Raw genomic sequence first — 15,679 nt, forward strand, 5'->3', positions numbered from 1 at the left:
CCCCTTAGGGCTGGGGCTGTCCCCCCAACGGTACAGCCACCCAACGCAACCCCTCACCATCCTGCACGAGCAACAGAATATCCGCCTTCTTCAGCTCACGAGCACGGTCCAGCGCAGCCTGTAGGGCCTCTGGCGTATTGACCTCCTGCTGCCCGACCTGAAGAATCAGATTCCCTTCCGCCAGCCCACGGCTAGCAGCGGGGCTAGCGTCATAAACCCGCATCACCAACACGCCACGTTGGCTATCCGTCAGACCGTACTGTGTGCGTGCTGTCTGGTCGACTACACCCAGCTTCACACCGAGTTCCCGCAGGGTTTTTACCGGATGCTCAGGCGGATGCGTATCGGACGGAAGAGGGTCTTTCTCCTCGGGATTCCGGCCCAGCGTTAGGTCCAGCTTCTGATACGCCCCCCGCCGCCAAAGCATGAAATGTACCGTCTCACCCGGCTGATACCCCGCTACAAGCCGCGGTAAGGTCTGACCTGTCACAGGCTGGCCATTCAGAGTGGTCAAGATATCGCCAACCTGCAACCCCGCCTTCTGGGCAGGCCCTCCCTTGTCGATTTCTGCCACAATGGCCCCTGTGCCCCGCTCCTTGCCCGCATCAACCTTATGGAAATCCAGGTCTTCTGCCATGCTCCGAGTAACATCCTGATAGCGTACCCCCAGCCAACCCCGCCGGACATAACCAGTCTGCCGTAGCTGGTTAATGATGCCTCGTGCATCATCAGAAGGAATAGCAAAACCAATCCCGATAGAATCCCCGCCAGAGCCACCATAGATCAGCGTATTGATCCCAATAACCTCACCTTTGAGATTAAAAAGTGGCCCGCCTGAGTTCCCATGATTGATAGCCGCATCCGTTTGAATGAAGTCATCATACAAACCGTGCTCCACATTACGCTTGCGGGATGAGATGATGCCTGCCGTCACCGTGCCACTCAGCCCGAACGGATTACCAATGGCCAACACCCAATCACCAATGCGGGCCTCATCACTATGCCCCAGAGGAACAGAAGGCAAAGGCCGATCCGCCTTCACCTGCAGCACGGCTAGATCCTCCTTACTGTCCCGGCCGACAATCCGGGCTGGATATTCTGTCCCATCCGACAGGGTTACGCTCACCTGCTGGGCATTATCGATAACGTGATTATTCGTCACCACCACACCGGAAGGGTCGATGATGAAGCCAGACCCCAATGCCTGCACCTGTCGGGCTGGCTTGCCATCCCCATGACGGCGATGGAGATAATCATGAAAGAACTTCTCCAGTGGCGATCCCGGAGGGAAAGGCGATGATTGCGGACCAGACGGCGTACTGCCATCCGGGCCTTCCGGCTGGTGATCATCAGGATGGATCACACTAGAGACGGAAATATTAACCACCGCTGGCAAGAGCCTATCCACCAACGCCGCAAAACCGGGCATCATGGCCGCCTCATGCGCTGCACGAGCGGTTGCACCGCTCCCTTGCTGCATCTCTTCCACCGGCAAGGTCGGCTCAGGCTCGGCGGCTTGCGCCCAAGCTCCAGCAGTATTCCCCAGAACACCAGATACGACAGCGCAGGACAGCCAGCGGGCTACCCTCTTGCGGGAGGAAAACGGAAGACAGGAAGACATGAATCGGATCATGCTGTAAAATCTACTCCACGGCAGAGCGGACGTCATCCTTCCAGCCGATAAGTTTATGTTTTTTTGCCTCACAAAGGGCATCGCATGAGAGGTCTTGCCCCATGACAGCTACCGACATGTCTTCCCTGAAAGACCTCATCTCCGAATTTCTCACAACGGAAGGGCCCTCAACCCCAACCAGTATAGAGGCCCTCACATTAGAGAATGGCCATCTCCACCTCATTCTGCGGACTACCGCAGACGGTGCAGCCTTTCTTCATAAAGCTCAAACCGCATTGGAAGAGAGGCTCAAGCAGCATCCTTCTGTCAACAGCCTGACCCTATCCTTGACCGCCCATCGCCCTACTACGGCTACGCCCCGCAAGGCTAGCGCAGAGGGCGGACATCGTCCTCTGGCCTTAGGGAAGCGACCAACAGGCCGCTCGGCCCCACCGGAGGCCTGCCTGCCAAACGTTCGGGCCGTCATTGCCGTAGCCTCTGGTAAAGGTGGTGTGGGAAAATCCACTACTGCCGTTAATCTGGCATGCAGTTTAGCCCGCCTAGGCCTAAAAACTGGCCTACTGGATGCAGACATCTACGGTCCTTCCCTGCCCCATATGCTGGGGGAGGACCAAAAGCCCACTGTAGAGGATGGCAAATTACGCCCACTGGAACGCTGGGGCCTGGAGAGCATGTCCATCGGTTATCTGGTAGACAAAGAACAGGCGATGATCTGGCGTGGCCCAATGGTCATGGGGGCCCTGACCCAGCTCATGAGTGATGTCTCGTGGGGGGCTTTGGATGTGCTCGTGGTCGATCTGCCACCCGGCACCGGCGATGCACAATTGACCCTGACCCGCAAACTTTCAGACAAATTGCAGGCTGGTGGTGCTGTCATTGTCTCCACCCCGCAGGATATTGCCCTTCTGGATGCCCGCAGGGGTGTAACGCTATTTGAAAAAACAGATACACCTATTCTGGGACTAATTGAAAATATGTCCTACTTCTGCTGCCCACACTGCCAAGAAAGAACCGATCTATTCGGGCATGGTGGGGCACGAAAAGAAGCAGAAAAACTCAATATTCCTTTCCTAGGTGAGATCCCTCTTCTACGGGACATAAGATGCAGTGCGGATGAAGGCACGCCTCTTGTCCTGCGAGAGCCAGAGCATCAAGCATCTCAAGCCTATAGGGCTATAGCCCTTGCCCTGAAGGACAGGCTATTCCCTTCCCAAGGCTAACCCTCCAGAGACGTCCTATCCTCTTCTGATTGAGCACTGAAAAAACCATGTTCCGTTTCTCTCTTTCACACGCTCTTCTCCCGACCGGGCTCGCCGTCCTGTCTCTGCTCAGCGTAAGTGCCTGCACCAGAGCCGACCAGACTGTCAGCCATCGTGGCCTTTCGTCTGATGGGTATGGCTTCGTGCAGGATGGTCCTGTTCTGGCACCCCCGGAACATCTCATGCAGCACCAGGCACCTGCCGTCCCCACAGACCGTTAATGTTACAGGGCGCGTGTTCGCTCATTTTCTATCCCTGCTTGGGCTAATGCCGGGATTTTTTTCTCTATTTTATGATTTTCCACTTGATTCCTAAGAGAAAAGATGAGATGTACGCCCCCGTCGCCGGATTAGCACAGTGGTAGTGCAGCGGTTTTGTAAACCGAAGGCCGGGAGTTCGAATCTCTCATCCGGCACCACAGTTTCCCCTGAAAATATGCCGTTTTCGAGCGTTTCAGAATGGGCGCATAAGGCAGTAAATCCGGCGGATTCGACGCGATAGGCCGGCACAAAACCCGGCGCACTTCGAATCGGGCTCTACTGGAGTCGCTTGGTAAGCCATCCCGTATTCATCTCGGTCATTTTCGTCAGGTTATGCACCGACTTCGGGTCGCATCGTGTATCGGTGCTCCCACACACCATGCCTTAATCGGCTACGACGTACAGCTACAATACCCAATCGCTCACAAGCAGTGCTGCGTCTGGAACCGTAATTAAAATACGGTCGCTCTCGTCATATCATCTAGCCTTTATGCTCACGACAGCATCTCCTGAGTCGCCATAAAAATAATGGTTCTCCATTTCCAAATTGCCGTCACTCCCCCCTGCTTTCCTTCCCTCGGTAGAATAAGTTAGAAGCGGCATAATTTCATTACCCTCCCATAACAGAGGCATCCCCTACCTTATGAAAAACACACTGCCCGGCTTCCTCAGGCTTTCCCGTCTGTTCGACATGTTCGAGGGAGCGGCCATGCTGATCCTGTCTGTCTGTATTACGCTGGTAGCGTGCCTTGGGCTGTTGCATGTCGTGGTGGCAGTAGCAAGGCTGATCATCCATGCTGGCCTCAATCCGACAGAGCCAGCTGTCCTTCAGGAAATCTTCGGCCTCTTCTTCACTGTTCTAATTGCGCTGGAGTTCCGCCATTCCATTCTCGTTCTCCCCGGCTCTGAATCGCAGGGGATGATCCGTATGCGCTCTGTTCTTCTCATCGGCATGATGGCCGCTGTGCGCAAATTCATCGTGCTAGACCTGAATGGCGTGAATGTCAGTGAGCTTCTGGCTCTTTCAGCCGCTGTTCTATCCCTCTCCGCTGCTTACTGGCTTGTCCGTGGTAAAGCCATGGCCCGTACGGACCCTTCTGCTGTTCCCCAGCAGACATCATCACCCAAGCAATAACCACCTTACAAAAAACCCCCTTTCCAGCCGCAGCGCTGGAAAGGGGGGCAAGAAGGCCCGGCTCCCTCATCAGGAGCCGCAGGCTGTATTCAACATCAGAACAACTGAATGTGCGACTTGAAACCGAGCATGGCCGCATCCTTCAGAACCCGCTGCATACCCGGGTTGAAGAAGTACTGGAAGTCCGGCGCGAAGGTCACACCCCGCATGACATGGATGCGGTAAGTCACTTCAAATGTGCCGCCCCAACGCTGCTCACCATAAGACCCCCACATGAGCGGTGCACCGCCACTCTGGTAATAGGCACTACCTGCGGCTGGGACCATACCATGTGCGATCTGGAACCGCTGAGCATCACGAGTGTAACGGCTGGAGCCTGTGTAGGAGAAGGAAACACCCACCGTATCCAGCGGGCGAGCCGCCCAGAAACCCGTATCAACCAGCCCGAAAGCATAAAGCTTTCCACGCATGGCCGTATCAGCCTTATTCCAATAGGCATCAAAGAAGGCAACAAGACCACCTTCAAGCGTATCAGCCGTCTTGTTCTTCATGATCATTTGATCCGCTAGGAACCACAGACCCCAATTGAAGTTACGGCGAATACCTGTACCCGGTACCTCATCACCAACCCCCTGACAGGTCGGGCAATTGGGAACGGTCATCCGAGTCCGCCACGCATTACGGCGGTTCGGTGGGTTATACACGCCTAGATAATGATCTGATGTATCTGGGGCAAAACCAAATTTATAATGCCCCGGCAGCTTCGCCTTGCCGAATTCGGGCTCCCACCCAATTTCAATTGGGGTCAGCACACCACTGATATTGGCGCCATTAAATTTGAAACCCGTACGGTTTTCCTGCACCCCATAGATGCCTCGTTCGGGGAAATAGATACCAACCTGAATATAGGTGCTGTCTGTGGGACGCCCACGAACACGGGCCCCCCAGCTCGTCCCTGGGTAAGATGACCGTGTGTATGTATCTGTCACCGCCTTGGGATTTCCGCAGAAGGCATTGTTCATGAAGTTACAGTAGATCGGGCTATTAGCGAAGTCCGTATTGGTGGACATACGGCCTGCAGCAATATTCAGCCGCCCCCCCCAAAGGGTTTCCTCACCATAGAAATGGATAAGGTGGAACGCCACATTACCACCACCACCATAGATTTCCTGGCTGGGGTTCACATTATCGCCAAACATCCTGCTGGCCGGAATACCGTAACGACCAACACCAATGATATGGGTCTGAAACCCACGGATCCCGGCTAATTTGTTCCAGTCAATATCATTTTCAAGACTGTACTGCCCAGCATTGGAAGACCCCTGCCTTAGCCCCAGCCCTTTTGTAGGGGAGGTAATAGCACCAGCAAATTCGTTGGTATTATCCAACATGAAGGCCACGCCACGCTCACGCAGCCATTCATTCCAATGCATTTTTTGCAGGATGGCCTCCGGCCGAGGGAGCGGCGGACCATCATTATTGAGCGGATCCCCCTCATGCAGAGGAATGTTCACACGCTCTAGCAGTTCTCGTCCGTTCTCACCAAACACACCGAACTCTTGGTCCGGATAATTGGAGTAAGGACGCCGCCGCAAGCCCATGTGGTGGATATAGGCCGCAGCGGCCTTCTCCGCATTTACCATCTCTGGCTTCTTAACCACGGAAGGCTGGGATACTGGCCGACCATCCCGTGCGAAAGCAGCCTGCTTCCCCGGTGCTGTCTCTGTCCGCTTCACAACAGAAGGCGTCTGCATAGCATGGGATAATGCACCCTGTGCCGAATAGAGCAGAGGCTGACCACCCCTGCCATTATCTGCTGCCCATGCAGATGCAACCCCCAAACATACGACGGCCGCTGCTGAAAAACAGGAAGAACCTGCTCTCATAAATACTTTTTTCTCAAAAAGACGCAGAATAGCCAGCATGGAAGACGCTGCCATATTCCTAATTCTCCCCAATAACCAACCCAGACTACCACAAAAGCGCATTACAAAGCGGTGTGAACTGCCTTCTATAAGGAAAATCTGACAAAAAAAAGTGATTTACACGGGTCGTTCGCTTTGAAAAAAATCAAGTGACTTATTAAGCACATCACGGCATAGCCTTTCGGGGCTGACAGCCGTCTGGAGGATATCCTCCTCCGAGCAACAAGCGAGCATTCTGGCCACCCGGTCCATCATGCCGGGATATAGCCTCATAAAAGCTTCCACCAGACATGTTCCGGATACAACGGCAGTGCCGTTATAAGCTCTGGACCCTAGCTTCAGCACTGCTAGATTCTCCATGAGAATCCCGGAGATCGCCAAACGCATCTTCTGCAATGCCCTACGAGAGAGAACATCCATACCATAAAGCCAGGTCACCAGAATATTTGTCAGAATACCTAATGAAAGCACTTTGACATCCTGCTTTGTCAGCTCATAAAAACCACTACTGGCATGGCCGGGCAATGTATCAACAAACCATGCAGCGAGGTCAAAGCAAGCAGAGAGACGACCAATATTCACAGCTTCATTGAAAGAGCAATGCTGAAACATATCAACTGGGATAAAGGAAATAACAATTTCATCCACCTCCCGTATCAATGGTGGATGATGACGCAGAATTGAGTCATAAATACTATTGTTGCCGCTACCATCATTCAGCCCGATAAGGCACCGTTTCTCATGCCCCGGCCTCCCCGTGCCGGGGAAGGGCCACGGCCCTTGCAAAAGGACAGGAAGCATCTGCACCCCCATGCCCACAAGCCCAGCTGATTCGTGATATCCCGCCAGAAAACGATCCGCTGGCTTCTCAATACGGCCCTGCGGCTGGAAAACAGCACCATACGCAGTTTTAGTGATGACACCAATCAGATCCGTTCTCTGTTCTCTGCCTGCCATCACCTGCCTCCAGATACTCCAGGGCGATCAGCCACAACCATGCAGTGCCACCACGGATAACCTTGCTCTACCCGTCACATAGAGCATAGGTTGGGGTCAAAACAATGTAAAATTACCCCTATCTTCCTGCTTGGCCACTATCTGACCATGCTGCAGCATGTCCCTTATCTGGGAGAGCCTTACACCATCAAGAACAACTCCCATGCCATAACATGGATTTCCAGCCCCTGGAGCAGCCTGTTCCACCTGCTCCAGCACGGTACGGACAGCCTCAACCTCCTGTGTTAGGGCATCAAGACTCTGGAGCCGTTCCATCTGGCCGTGGTCTAGCTGCCCTGTTCCGACATAATCCGAGACAACGGCCTGAACATCGGCCAGCCGACTACAGACATCATCCAGAATGGCCCCCAGCCTCTCCATCAGCACGGAAGTCCTTATGGTATCTGCCCCTCCGACAGGCTGGGCTCCTGTTTCCTTGGACATTATCTTTCTTTCTCCATACCAGTGCCTCCGGCTTGTAAAACCAGACCTCAGCACAGGTTTTGCAAGACTTTCCCTGTTGTCGGCCAGAAACGGATACGCCGTACCTGACTACCACCAAAGCTGTAGGACACGCAGCGGATATCTTCCTTCCGGAAATAATCCAGAAGGAAACCGACATTCTCCTGCCCAACATCGCTTGCGATGGACAGCACAGCGGCCCCGCCAAAAGCCTTGCATTGCAGACGCTCTCGCCCACCCCCTGCTTTTATGATCCCGGCCTCCAGTGCTTTCATAGCGTTGATCCCATACAGATAAGCTGCTGAATCCATGCTTCCTAGGCAGTCCTCCCCCGGCAGGAGAAAATGGTTCATTCCCCCAACACCTGCCTGAAGATCATACATGCAGACCGAAATGCACGACCCCAGCAACGTGCCGAACACCACGCTGGGATCGTCCGAAATGGCGATCTCCCCCTGAATAACAGTCGTGATCTTCAGCGTTTCCGTCACCTGATGGGCCCGAAAACTTTCTCTAGGGTTTCCTTCAGCTTGGCGACCGTATACGGCTTAGCCAGAAAGTTATTAACTCCAGCGGCTACGGCCTTCTGCACAAGCCCAGCATTGGCCTCACCTGTAAGGATGATGAACGCCAGTTTGGCTGTCTTCGGGTTGGAGCGCACAGCCTCCAACAAGGCTAGGCCATCCATTCCCGGCATATTGAAATCGGAAATCACCAGATGAATAGGATTGGTTTCTAGATAATCCAGGGCCTCTTTCCCATCCTTGCGTTGCACGACTCCCTTAAAGCCAAGAGCCGCCATATGGCTGGCAAGAACCTGCCGAATGGAAGCCTGATCATCTACAATTAAAGCTCGAATCTGAGATGCGGACGGCATTTATGAACCTTTCTGCCTTCTGATAATCACTCGTCAGGATCGCCTGACATAAAGAGCGCCATATCGGGCACTCCTGTCTTCTAATGCATGCCCATAGCAAGACCGGGGATCTCCATCAGGGATCCCACCTTCTCTACGGCGCCCAGCTCAGCAGCGACACGGGGCATGCCATACACAACGGAGGAAGCCCTGTCCTGCCCGATGGTCCGGGCCCCAGCCTGCCGCATGGCCAGCAGCCCTTCGGCTCCATCCCGCCCCATTCCCGTCAGGATAATGCCCAGCGAGGTACTGCCTGCCGTCTGGGCGATGGAATGGAAGAGCCTATCCACCGAGGGCCGATGCCCACCAACAGGCTCTCCCGCTCGCAATTTTGTGAAGAGCCGCGGCGCGTGGCCCTCCAAAACAAGATGCGTCTCTCCACCGGGAGCGATGCGGACCATACCGGGGGCCAGCATTTCCCCATCCTGCGCCTCGGCAACAGAAAGCTGAGGGATGAGGCTATCCAACCGTGCAGCAAAGCTGGATGTGTAAAGTGATGGCATATGCTGGCAAATAACGATGGGTGGGCTGTTAGCCGGGAAATCCTTGATCACCTCTTCCACCGCTTCCACCCCGCCAGTGGAGGAGCCAATGCCCACTACATCGAACGATGTACGCCATGTAGCGGCAGCACTTCCCGTGAGGGGTGCCATCCGCACCGGCCGTCCCCCCGCTGGAACAACCTGCCGCAGGCCGGGCTGGTACCGGGCAGCCTCCAACACGATCTGCCCCAAACCGGCAAAAGCCTCCCCTGCCCCGCCCTGTTTTGGGAAACATTCAAAAGCCCCCATCTGAAGGGCCGTAATGGCCGTATTGGCCCCCCGTGTGGTCATGCTGGACACCATCACCACCGGGATCGGTCGCAGCCGCATGATCTTCTCCAGAAATTGAAGTCCATTCATGCCCGGCATTTCAATATCCAGCGTAATGACATCCGGCTGGTCAGCAATGATGAGATCCCGTGCCTCGATTGGGTTCGAAGCCATGCCAATAACATCAATCTCGGGATATTTGAGAAAAGAGCGTTTGATTAGCTCTCTAGCGGTTCTTGAATCATCCACTACAAGAACCTTGACCCGTTCTTTCATGGCCTCAACCCTTTTTCATGTAGATTGTCGGTGCCACAGCCTCAAGGTGACAGTCCCTAACGCAGTCCACCCGCTCGGAATGACCAACATAGAGAAACCCACCCGGCACCAGCCGGTCCGCAAGCCTTTTCCAGAGAGCATTACGGGTTTCGTCATCAAAATAGATCACGACATTCCGGCAGAAGATGACGTCAAACTGGCCCTTGAAAGGCCATTCCCGGTTAAGATTGAGCGGCCGGAACGTAACAAGACGCCGTATCTCCCGCGCCATGCTAACCTGCTCCATCTCCACAGGTTCCATATAGGCATCCTGCCAGCGTTGGGGCACACTTCGGACCTCCTCTGCGGGGTACTGGCCGATGCGCCCCGTCTCCACCACAGCGTGATTGATGTCCGTAGCTAAAATCTTCAGGTCCATTCGCAAGGCATCCGGCAGCTCCGCCATAACGGACATTGCCATGCTCCATGGTTCCTGCCCGGTCGAGCAGGCCGCCGACCAAAGCCGCCCACGCCCCCCGGCACGCAGTTTTTCTCCCAGCTGCGGCAGGACATGCTCTTCCAGATGCTCAAAATGGCTTTTCTCCCGGAAGAATTGCGTCACATTGGTTGTCAGAACACAGATGAGCTCCTTTAGCTCTTCCTGTCCCTCCCGCCCGCTGACATAATCCAGATAATCACGAAAGGAAGCCCGCCCAGTCGCACGGATACGCCGGGACACACGGGAGAAAACAAGGCTGCGCTTGGAGATGGGCAGATTAATTCCCGCTTCCCTCCGGGCGATGTCCTGCACCCGCCGGAAATCGACCTCCGAATAGGAAAAGCCGCCCTGTGGCTCCATAGTCGTCATCGGCCTGCCCTCACCCTGCTGCCGTGCTGACAGCCTGATCCCCCAGCAGACGGCTCAGGACAGTATCCAACCGCAAGATGCGGATGACATACTCCCCTATACTGACAAGGCCGCTTAGCTCCGCCGCACCACCATCAACAGAAATGGGCTGAATTTCATCCAGAGCAATCTCCGTAATGCCGATGACACTATCCACCAGCAACCCGCATGTGGCACGGCTCGCACCATCCTCTATGATGATAACCACACGCCGCTCATTATCAGCCTGCGGGGCTGTGCCAAGATAATTGGCAAGATTGACAACCGTAACAATATTACCACGGATATTGATGGCTCCCTCCACATAAGCAGGGCAATGCGGCAGATAGGTCGGGTCCTCAAACTCCCTGATCTCTTTGATGCTCAGGATAGGAATGCAATATCGCTGCTCCCCCACCGTGAAAATGATCATCTGCTCCCGCCCTCCTGAGGATACGGGGGAGACTCCGTTCACCTGTCCGTCCGTCTGTTTCTTTTCTTCCAGAGACATAAGATCCATGACTTTCTTTTCTAACCCGCCCGTTACGCTGCCCGCTCTGCGATGGCTTCCAGCGCGCGGGTATCTACACGTTTCGTTGCAGAAACAATAAGCGTTGACACATCAAGAATGAGCGACACGCTACCATCCCCAAGAATGGTGGCAGCCGACACGCCCTTGATCTGGCGGTAATTCTTCTCGATGCTCTTGATGACGACCTGAGCTTGATCCCGGACACCATCCACAACCAATGCCGCACGGGCCCCTGCCTCATTCTCCACAACGAGAACGATCATCTGCCCTTCTTCCCCGGCACGGCCCATATGGTGAGGCTCTTCCTGCGTGCCGTTCTCCTCAGGGAGGGTTAGCTCATCTCCCAGATAGATCAACGGGATACACCGCCCCCTTACGGAAACGACATGGCTACCATCAGGGATGGTGTACACATCTTTCTTCATCTGCACCGTAACCAGCTCCACAACAGATGAAACCGGCACAACCATGGTAGAGCCACGGCACTCAATGAGCATTCCATCCAGCACGGCCAATGTCAGCGGCAGGCTAAGGGTGAAAAGTGTCCCTTTACCTGGCGTGCTCTGGATGTTCACACGCCCACCAAGATTCTGAATGGCCTGTTTGACCACATCCATCCCCACACCACGACCGGAAAGATCAGATACGGTTTCTGCCGTGGAGAAGCCGGGAGCAAAAATCAGCTCATTAATCTCATTCTCCCCAAGCGATGCGCCCGAGGCAACAATGCCCCGCTTGATAGCGGTCTGGAGAACACGCCGGGTATTGATCCCACCACCATCATCACGAATCTCGATCAGAATGCGCCCAGAACGATGCCGGGCAGAGAGCCAAATGGTGCCCTGCGCCGGTTTCCCTGCGGCCTGACGAGCCTGTGGGCTTTCAATGCCGTGGTCTACTGCATTACGCAGCATGTGGGTTAGCGGGTCTGTCAGATTTTCGATCAGGGTACGGTCAACCTCTGTTTCCTCCCCTTCCAACACGAGGGCGACATCCTTATTCGCCAGACTGCTGGCCTCTCGCACCACACGTTGCATCCGCTGAAACACATTGCGGACGGGCTGCGCACGGATCGCCATGACAGCCTCCTGAATATCCCGTGTCAGTGTCTTGATAACAGCCAGACGCTTGAGCAGTTCCGGGTCATACAAGGCCCCATCCCGTGTCAGGGCGGATTCAAGAGAGGCCTGCCCGATGACCATCTCACCGACCATGTCCATCAGCATACCAATCCGCCCGATATCCACGCGGATGGAAGCATTCTGTTCCCGCTTACGCCCTATTTTCGCTGGAGCCGAGGCAGGAGCAGACGCCGGAGCTGAAGGAGCGGGGTCAGCCTGTGGTACACTCTCCACCATCTCAGCTGGAACCGGAACAACCGGTACATCTTCCTGCACGGCGGCATCTTCTGCGGGCTCCGGCTCGACGGCTTCTCCGGCCTGACCGTCTCGGGCAATCTGAAAATCACAGACATCACCAACCCAATCAAATACCGCCTGGATATCTTCTTCTAGCGCACTACCCGGTGGCTCTGGCAGGCGGACTGTCCAGCCCAAACGGGCATCCTCAGCGGGGAGGTCTACCAGAGCGGGCAGCTCCTGCGTGCTACAAACGACATCCATAGCACCGGCCTCTTCTACCGGCAGAAGCTCTTGCAGCCCCAACAGAAGATTCCGAGCATCGTCACCACGGCTATATAGTTCGCTATGCGGCCGGAAGGTCACTGTCAGCCTTTGCGGCGGTGTCTCGCCGAAACCTTCAGCGTGATCGTCAAAATCAAATCCGCCCAGATCAACTGTTACGGGAGTGAAATCTTCTGGTACTGGTGTTTCGCCAACCTCGGAAGACGCTGGTGCATCCCCTCCCTGACCAATAATTGCCTCCAACTTGCGGACATTCTCATCTATCCGCCCTTCATCGACCTCATCACCCGTATGTTTTGCCTCAGCGACAAGATCACTCAGGACATCCATCGCAAGGAAGAACGTCTTGATGATGGCCTGGTCCGGTTCTACCTTGCCAGACCGCAAGCCATCCAGCGCACTTTCATACACATGGGCGAAGCGAACGAGACGGTCCAGACCGAAGGACGCCGCTCCACCCTTGATGGAATGTACCGCCCGGAAGATGGCATTGATGGTCTCTTGGCTGGACTCTTCCTCGGAGATTTCGCCCAGCCCCCTTTCCAGCTCGGGGAGGAGCTCATCACATTCCTCAAAGAATATCTTGAGAATATCGTCCATGACATCGCCCATATCACGCTCCCTTATGCTGTAACCCGCCGAATGGCCCATACGAGCTTCTCGGCATTGAAGGGTTTGGCTATCCAGCCCGTAGCCCCGAGGGACCGGGCGCGGTTCTTTTTCTCCTCATCCGTTTCAGTGGTCAGGCAAATAATGGGAATACGGGAAAAAGCTTCCAGCTTCCTCACCGCCTCGATGAACTGGAAACCATCCATACGAGGCATGTTGATATCTGTAATGATGGCCTGCGGGGCTGGAGATGCCTGTTGCAGTACCTCCAGCCCCTCGACACCATCGCCACCCTGAATGACATCATAGCCAGCTTCGCTAAGTGCCTTGCGTAGAACACCCTGCATAGTGCGGGAATCATCTACCGTCAGGACTCTTACCTTCTGTTCAGCCGTCATGGCGGCTCTCCTTCTCATCCATCGCTTCCAGAAGCTGCTGCTGAACACCAAACAGCGCAAAGGCTTCCGCTGCTTTTTCAGAACACGGACCGACTTTCAGCCCGCTGGCCAGAAGAAGCTGAAGGCAGAGCCCTCCGACGTAATCGACCGCGGATGCATCCAACAACGGCACTGCACCTGCTGCCGCCCCGGTCTCTTCCAGCAGGAGAGCCTTCAGCCCTGCTGCCGCACTCGTATCCAGACGCTGCGGCAGAGAAATGAGAGGACTCCCTCCCTGTACTGCCTCCGCCATTAGAAATGATCCCACCCTGTTTCATCATCCGAATGGGTCGGCAGAACCTTGCCATCTTGCTGAATCTCGCCGCGCTGACTGCTCAGCATCGGTGTTCTGCTCTTTGGAGGCATCTGGGCGGGGGCCTCATTGGCAAGGGCCGGCCTCTCATGAGAGAGTTGCAATTTCTGGTTGGAGCCAATGGTAAAGGTCGCCAATGTCTGACGCAGCTTAACGGTCTGCGTTGTCAGATTGTGGCTAGCAGCTGTGGATTCTTCGACCATAGCGGCATTCTGCTGGGTCATGCCATCCATGCTGCTCACAGCATCCGATACCTCTGCCAGACTACGGGCCTGCTCTTCAGTCGCTTTAGAGACAACCTCTACCCTGTCCGCCAGTGCTTCCGTCCCTTCTTCCACGTCCTTAAGCAGGCCGCTAGTCCGGGCGACAAGGCGGACACCTTCCTGCACATGGGCCGTGGCTGTCTCCAGCACATCACGGATCATATCGGCCGCCTTGGCAGACTGTTCCGCAAGGGACTGAACCTCCTTAGCGACCACAGCAAAGCCACGTCCAGCCTCACCAGCACGAGCGGCTTCCACACTGGCGTTAAGAGCCAGAACATTAGTCTTAAAGGCAATATCGCTCACAGAGCGTGTGATCTGCACGATATCGTCAGACGAGGTCTTGATGGAGTTCATCGCTACGCTGGTCTGTTCCATCCCATTGGAGGCCGTTTTGACTTTCTCCAGCGTTGCCTTGGTCTCGCTACTGGCGTGCGAGCAGTTGCTGGCTGTAACTTTGAAGCCAGAAGCAATGGATTTAACAGACGCTGTCACCTGCCCGAGACTTGCCGCCTGACGCTCCGTGCGTTTTGCCAGATCATCCGATGCTGTAGAAATCTCGCTAGCCCCATTGGCGATCATGTTGGAGCTTTCTGCCACGACAGACAGGGCACCACCCAGCCCGGTCAGAGACTCATTAAAGGCCTCCCGCACAGGACCAAACTCACCGTCAAACAGGGCGCTCGTAATGCGAATGGACAAATTACCCTGCGCCAGCATCTGCATGACACGGTTCAGCTCTTCCACAACGGCATGAGTGCGAGCCTCACGCTCCTTGAGCTTCTCCGTAGTGTCCAGAGCTTTATTGACAGCCTCATTATGCGCTTTTTCTGCTGCTTTCTGCTCCTGAAGGCTCAAGGCGAAAGAGGCTAGCATCTTGCCAACCCGTCCGACACAGTTTGTCCTGTTCTCATACGGGCTGAGGTCGGGCGTTTCCCCACGACCCAGAGCAATGCCCATATCTGTCAGTTTCTCGATAGGTTCAGTCAGAGCTTTGGTCAGGAACAGCCAAACAGCCCACGTAAGGGCCATACCAAAAAGGAGCGTTGCCATATTAATGATGGAAACACGGCTGAATATACCACTCTGGATATAGCCGACAGTCTCTACAAAGAGCTGTACAGCGAGATAAAGCTCGATGGCCAGCATTGCTACCCGTACCTGCACACGGAACGGAGCTGACTTATACAACCAGTTGAACATGAAAATGTCCCATCCCTCCAGAAATTTCATTCCTTCCGCCAGCATGACCAAAGGCTTGGCTGATGACAGAGTCTCAAGACATAATTTCTCAAAAAAACCATACAAAATGCATGGATTAGACTTGCCTATGCCAAAAACAT

At 54.9% G+C, this 15,679-nt stretch carries 16 protein-coding genes and 1 tRNA gene; 4 read left to right on the forward strand and 13 right to left on the reverse strand.

Annotated elements, in window-relative coordinates; genetic code table 11:
• Nucleotides 1–4: 4 nt before the first annotated feature.
• A complete protein-coding gene (locus CPA57_RS06015) occupies nt 5–1,621 on the reverse strand; it encodes a Do family serine endopeptidase (protein WP_182081942.1) in 1,617 nt (538 codons plus the stop codon).
• A gap of 113 nt (nt 1,622–1,734) precedes the next feature.
• On the opposite strand from CPA57_RS06015, the gene CPA57_RS06020 reads away from it, so the two are divergent.
• The 4 genes from CPA57_RS06020 (at nt 1,735) to CPA57_RS06035 (ending at nt 4,287) form a co-directional block, all read left to right on the forward strand.
• Nucleotides 1,735–2,853, forward strand: coding sequence for an Mrp/NBP35 family ATP-binding protein (locus CPA57_RS06020; protein WP_182081943.1), 1,119 nt, complete (start codon nt 1,735–1,737; stop codon nt 2,851–2,853).
• A gap of 47 nt (nt 2,854–2,900) precedes the next feature.
• Nucleotides 2,901–3,113: a hypothetical protein gene (locus CPA57_RS06025; protein ID WP_182081944.1), complete on the forward strand. Its 213-nt coding sequence runs from the start codon at nt 2,901–2,903 to the stop codon at nt 3,111–3,113.
• Nucleotides 3,114–3,235: 122 nt separating this feature from the next.
• A tRNA-Thr gene (locus tag CPA57_RS06030) sits at nt 3,236–3,310 on the forward strand.
• Nucleotides 3,311–3,795: 485 nt separating this feature from the next.
• Nucleotides 3,796–4,287 (forward strand): phosphate-starvation-inducible PsiE family protein, encoded by a 492-nt coding sequence (locus tag CPA57_RS06035; RefSeq protein WP_182081945.1) that lies wholly within the window; start codon nt 3,796–3,798, stop codon nt 4,285–4,287.
• Nucleotides 4,288–4,382: 95 nt separating this feature from the next.
• Here CPA57_RS06035 and CPA57_RS06040 read toward each other — a convergent pair whose 3' ends face one another.
• From CPA57_RS06040 to CPA57_RS06095, 12 genes are all read right to left on the reverse strand, one after another.
• Nucleotides 4,383–6,227 (reverse strand): carbohydrate porin, encoded by a 1,845-nt coding sequence (locus CPA57_RS06040; protein WP_229709295.1) that lies wholly within the window; start codon nt 6,225–6,227, stop codon nt 4,383–4,385.
• A gap of 102 nt (nt 6,228–6,329) precedes the next feature.
• On the reverse strand, nt 6,330–7,169 hold the full coding sequence (locus tag CPA57_RS06045; RefSeq protein ID WP_182081946.1) for a hypothetical protein: 840 nt from the start codon (nt 7,167–7,169) through the stop codon (nt 6,330–6,332).
• Nucleotides 7,170–7,265: 96 nt separating this feature from the next.
• Nucleotides 7,266–7,652 (reverse strand): hypothetical protein, encoded by a 387-nt coding sequence (locus CPA57_RS06050; protein ID WP_182081947.1) that lies wholly within the window; start codon nt 7,650–7,652, stop codon nt 7,266–7,268.
• A 47-nt stretch (nt 7,653–7,699) separates the two neighbouring features.
• The gene (locus CPA57_RS06055) at nt 7,700–8,161 is read right to left on the reverse strand and encodes a chemotaxis protein CheD (RefSeq protein WP_182081948.1); all 462 of its coding nucleotides are present in this window, start codon (nt 8,159–8,161) and stop codon (nt 7,700–7,702) included.
• Complete coding sequence (locus tag CPA57_RS06060) at nt 8,158–8,547, reverse strand: response regulator (RefSeq protein ID WP_182081949.1); 390 nt, start codon at nt 8,545–8,547, stop codon at nt 8,158–8,160. The genes CPA57_RS06055 and CPA57_RS06060 overlap by 4 nt, the downstream gene beginning before the upstream one ends.
• Before the next feature lie 80 nt (nt 8,548–8,627).
• The gene (locus tag CPA57_RS06065) at nt 8,628–9,674 is read right to left on the reverse strand and encodes a protein-glutamate methylesterase/protein-glutamine glutaminase (protein ID WP_182081950.1); all 1,047 of its coding nucleotides are present in this window, start codon (nt 9,672–9,674) and stop codon (nt 8,628–8,630) included.
• Between the two features lie 4 nt (nt 9,675–9,678).
• Nucleotides 9,679–10,521 carry a CheR family methyltransferase gene (locus CPA57_RS06070; protein WP_182081951.1) on the reverse strand — a complete coding sequence of 281 codons (843 nt, stop codon included), beginning with the start codon at nt 10,519–10,521 and terminating at the stop codon, nt 9,679–9,681.
• Between the two features lie 10 nt (nt 10,522–10,531).
• Nucleotides 10,532–11,059, reverse strand: coding sequence for a chemotaxis protein CheW (locus CPA57_RS06075; protein ID WP_229709296.1), 528 nt, complete (start codon nt 11,057–11,059; stop codon nt 10,532–10,534).
• A 23-nt stretch (nt 11,060–11,082) separates the two neighbouring features.
• The gene (locus CPA57_RS06080) at nt 11,083–13,365 is read right to left on the reverse strand and encodes a chemotaxis protein CheA (RefSeq protein ID WP_229709297.1); all 2,283 of its coding nucleotides are present in this window, start codon (nt 13,363–13,365) and stop codon (nt 11,083–11,085) included.
• Nucleotides 13,338–13,721, reverse strand: a complete 384-nt coding sequence (locus CPA57_RS06085) for a response regulator (protein WP_182081952.1) — start codon at nt 13,719–13,721, stop codon at nt 13,338–13,340. The genes CPA57_RS06080 and CPA57_RS06085 overlap by 28 nt, the downstream gene beginning before the upstream one ends.
• Entirely contained in the window at nt 13,711–14,013 is a 303-nt protein-coding gene (locus CPA57_RS06090; RefSeq protein WP_182081953.1) for a hypothetical protein, read from the reverse strand. Before CPA57_RS06090 ends, CPA57_RS06085 begins: the two co-directional genes overlap by 11 nt.
• Nucleotides 14,013–15,539: a methyl-accepting chemotaxis protein gene (locus CPA57_RS06095; protein WP_182081954.1), complete on the reverse strand. Its 1,527-nt coding sequence runs from the start codon at nt 15,537–15,539 to the stop codon at nt 14,013–14,015. The genes CPA57_RS06090 and CPA57_RS06095 overlap by 1 nt, the downstream gene beginning before the upstream one ends.
• Between the last annotated feature and the right edge of the window lie 140 nt (nt 15,540–15,679).

It is taken from the genome of Bombella favorum, from assembly GCF_014048475.1.
In the GTDB taxonomy this organism is placed as follows: domain Bacteria; phylum Pseudomonadota; class Alphaproteobacteria; order Acetobacterales; family Acetobacteraceae; genus Bombella; species Bombella favorum.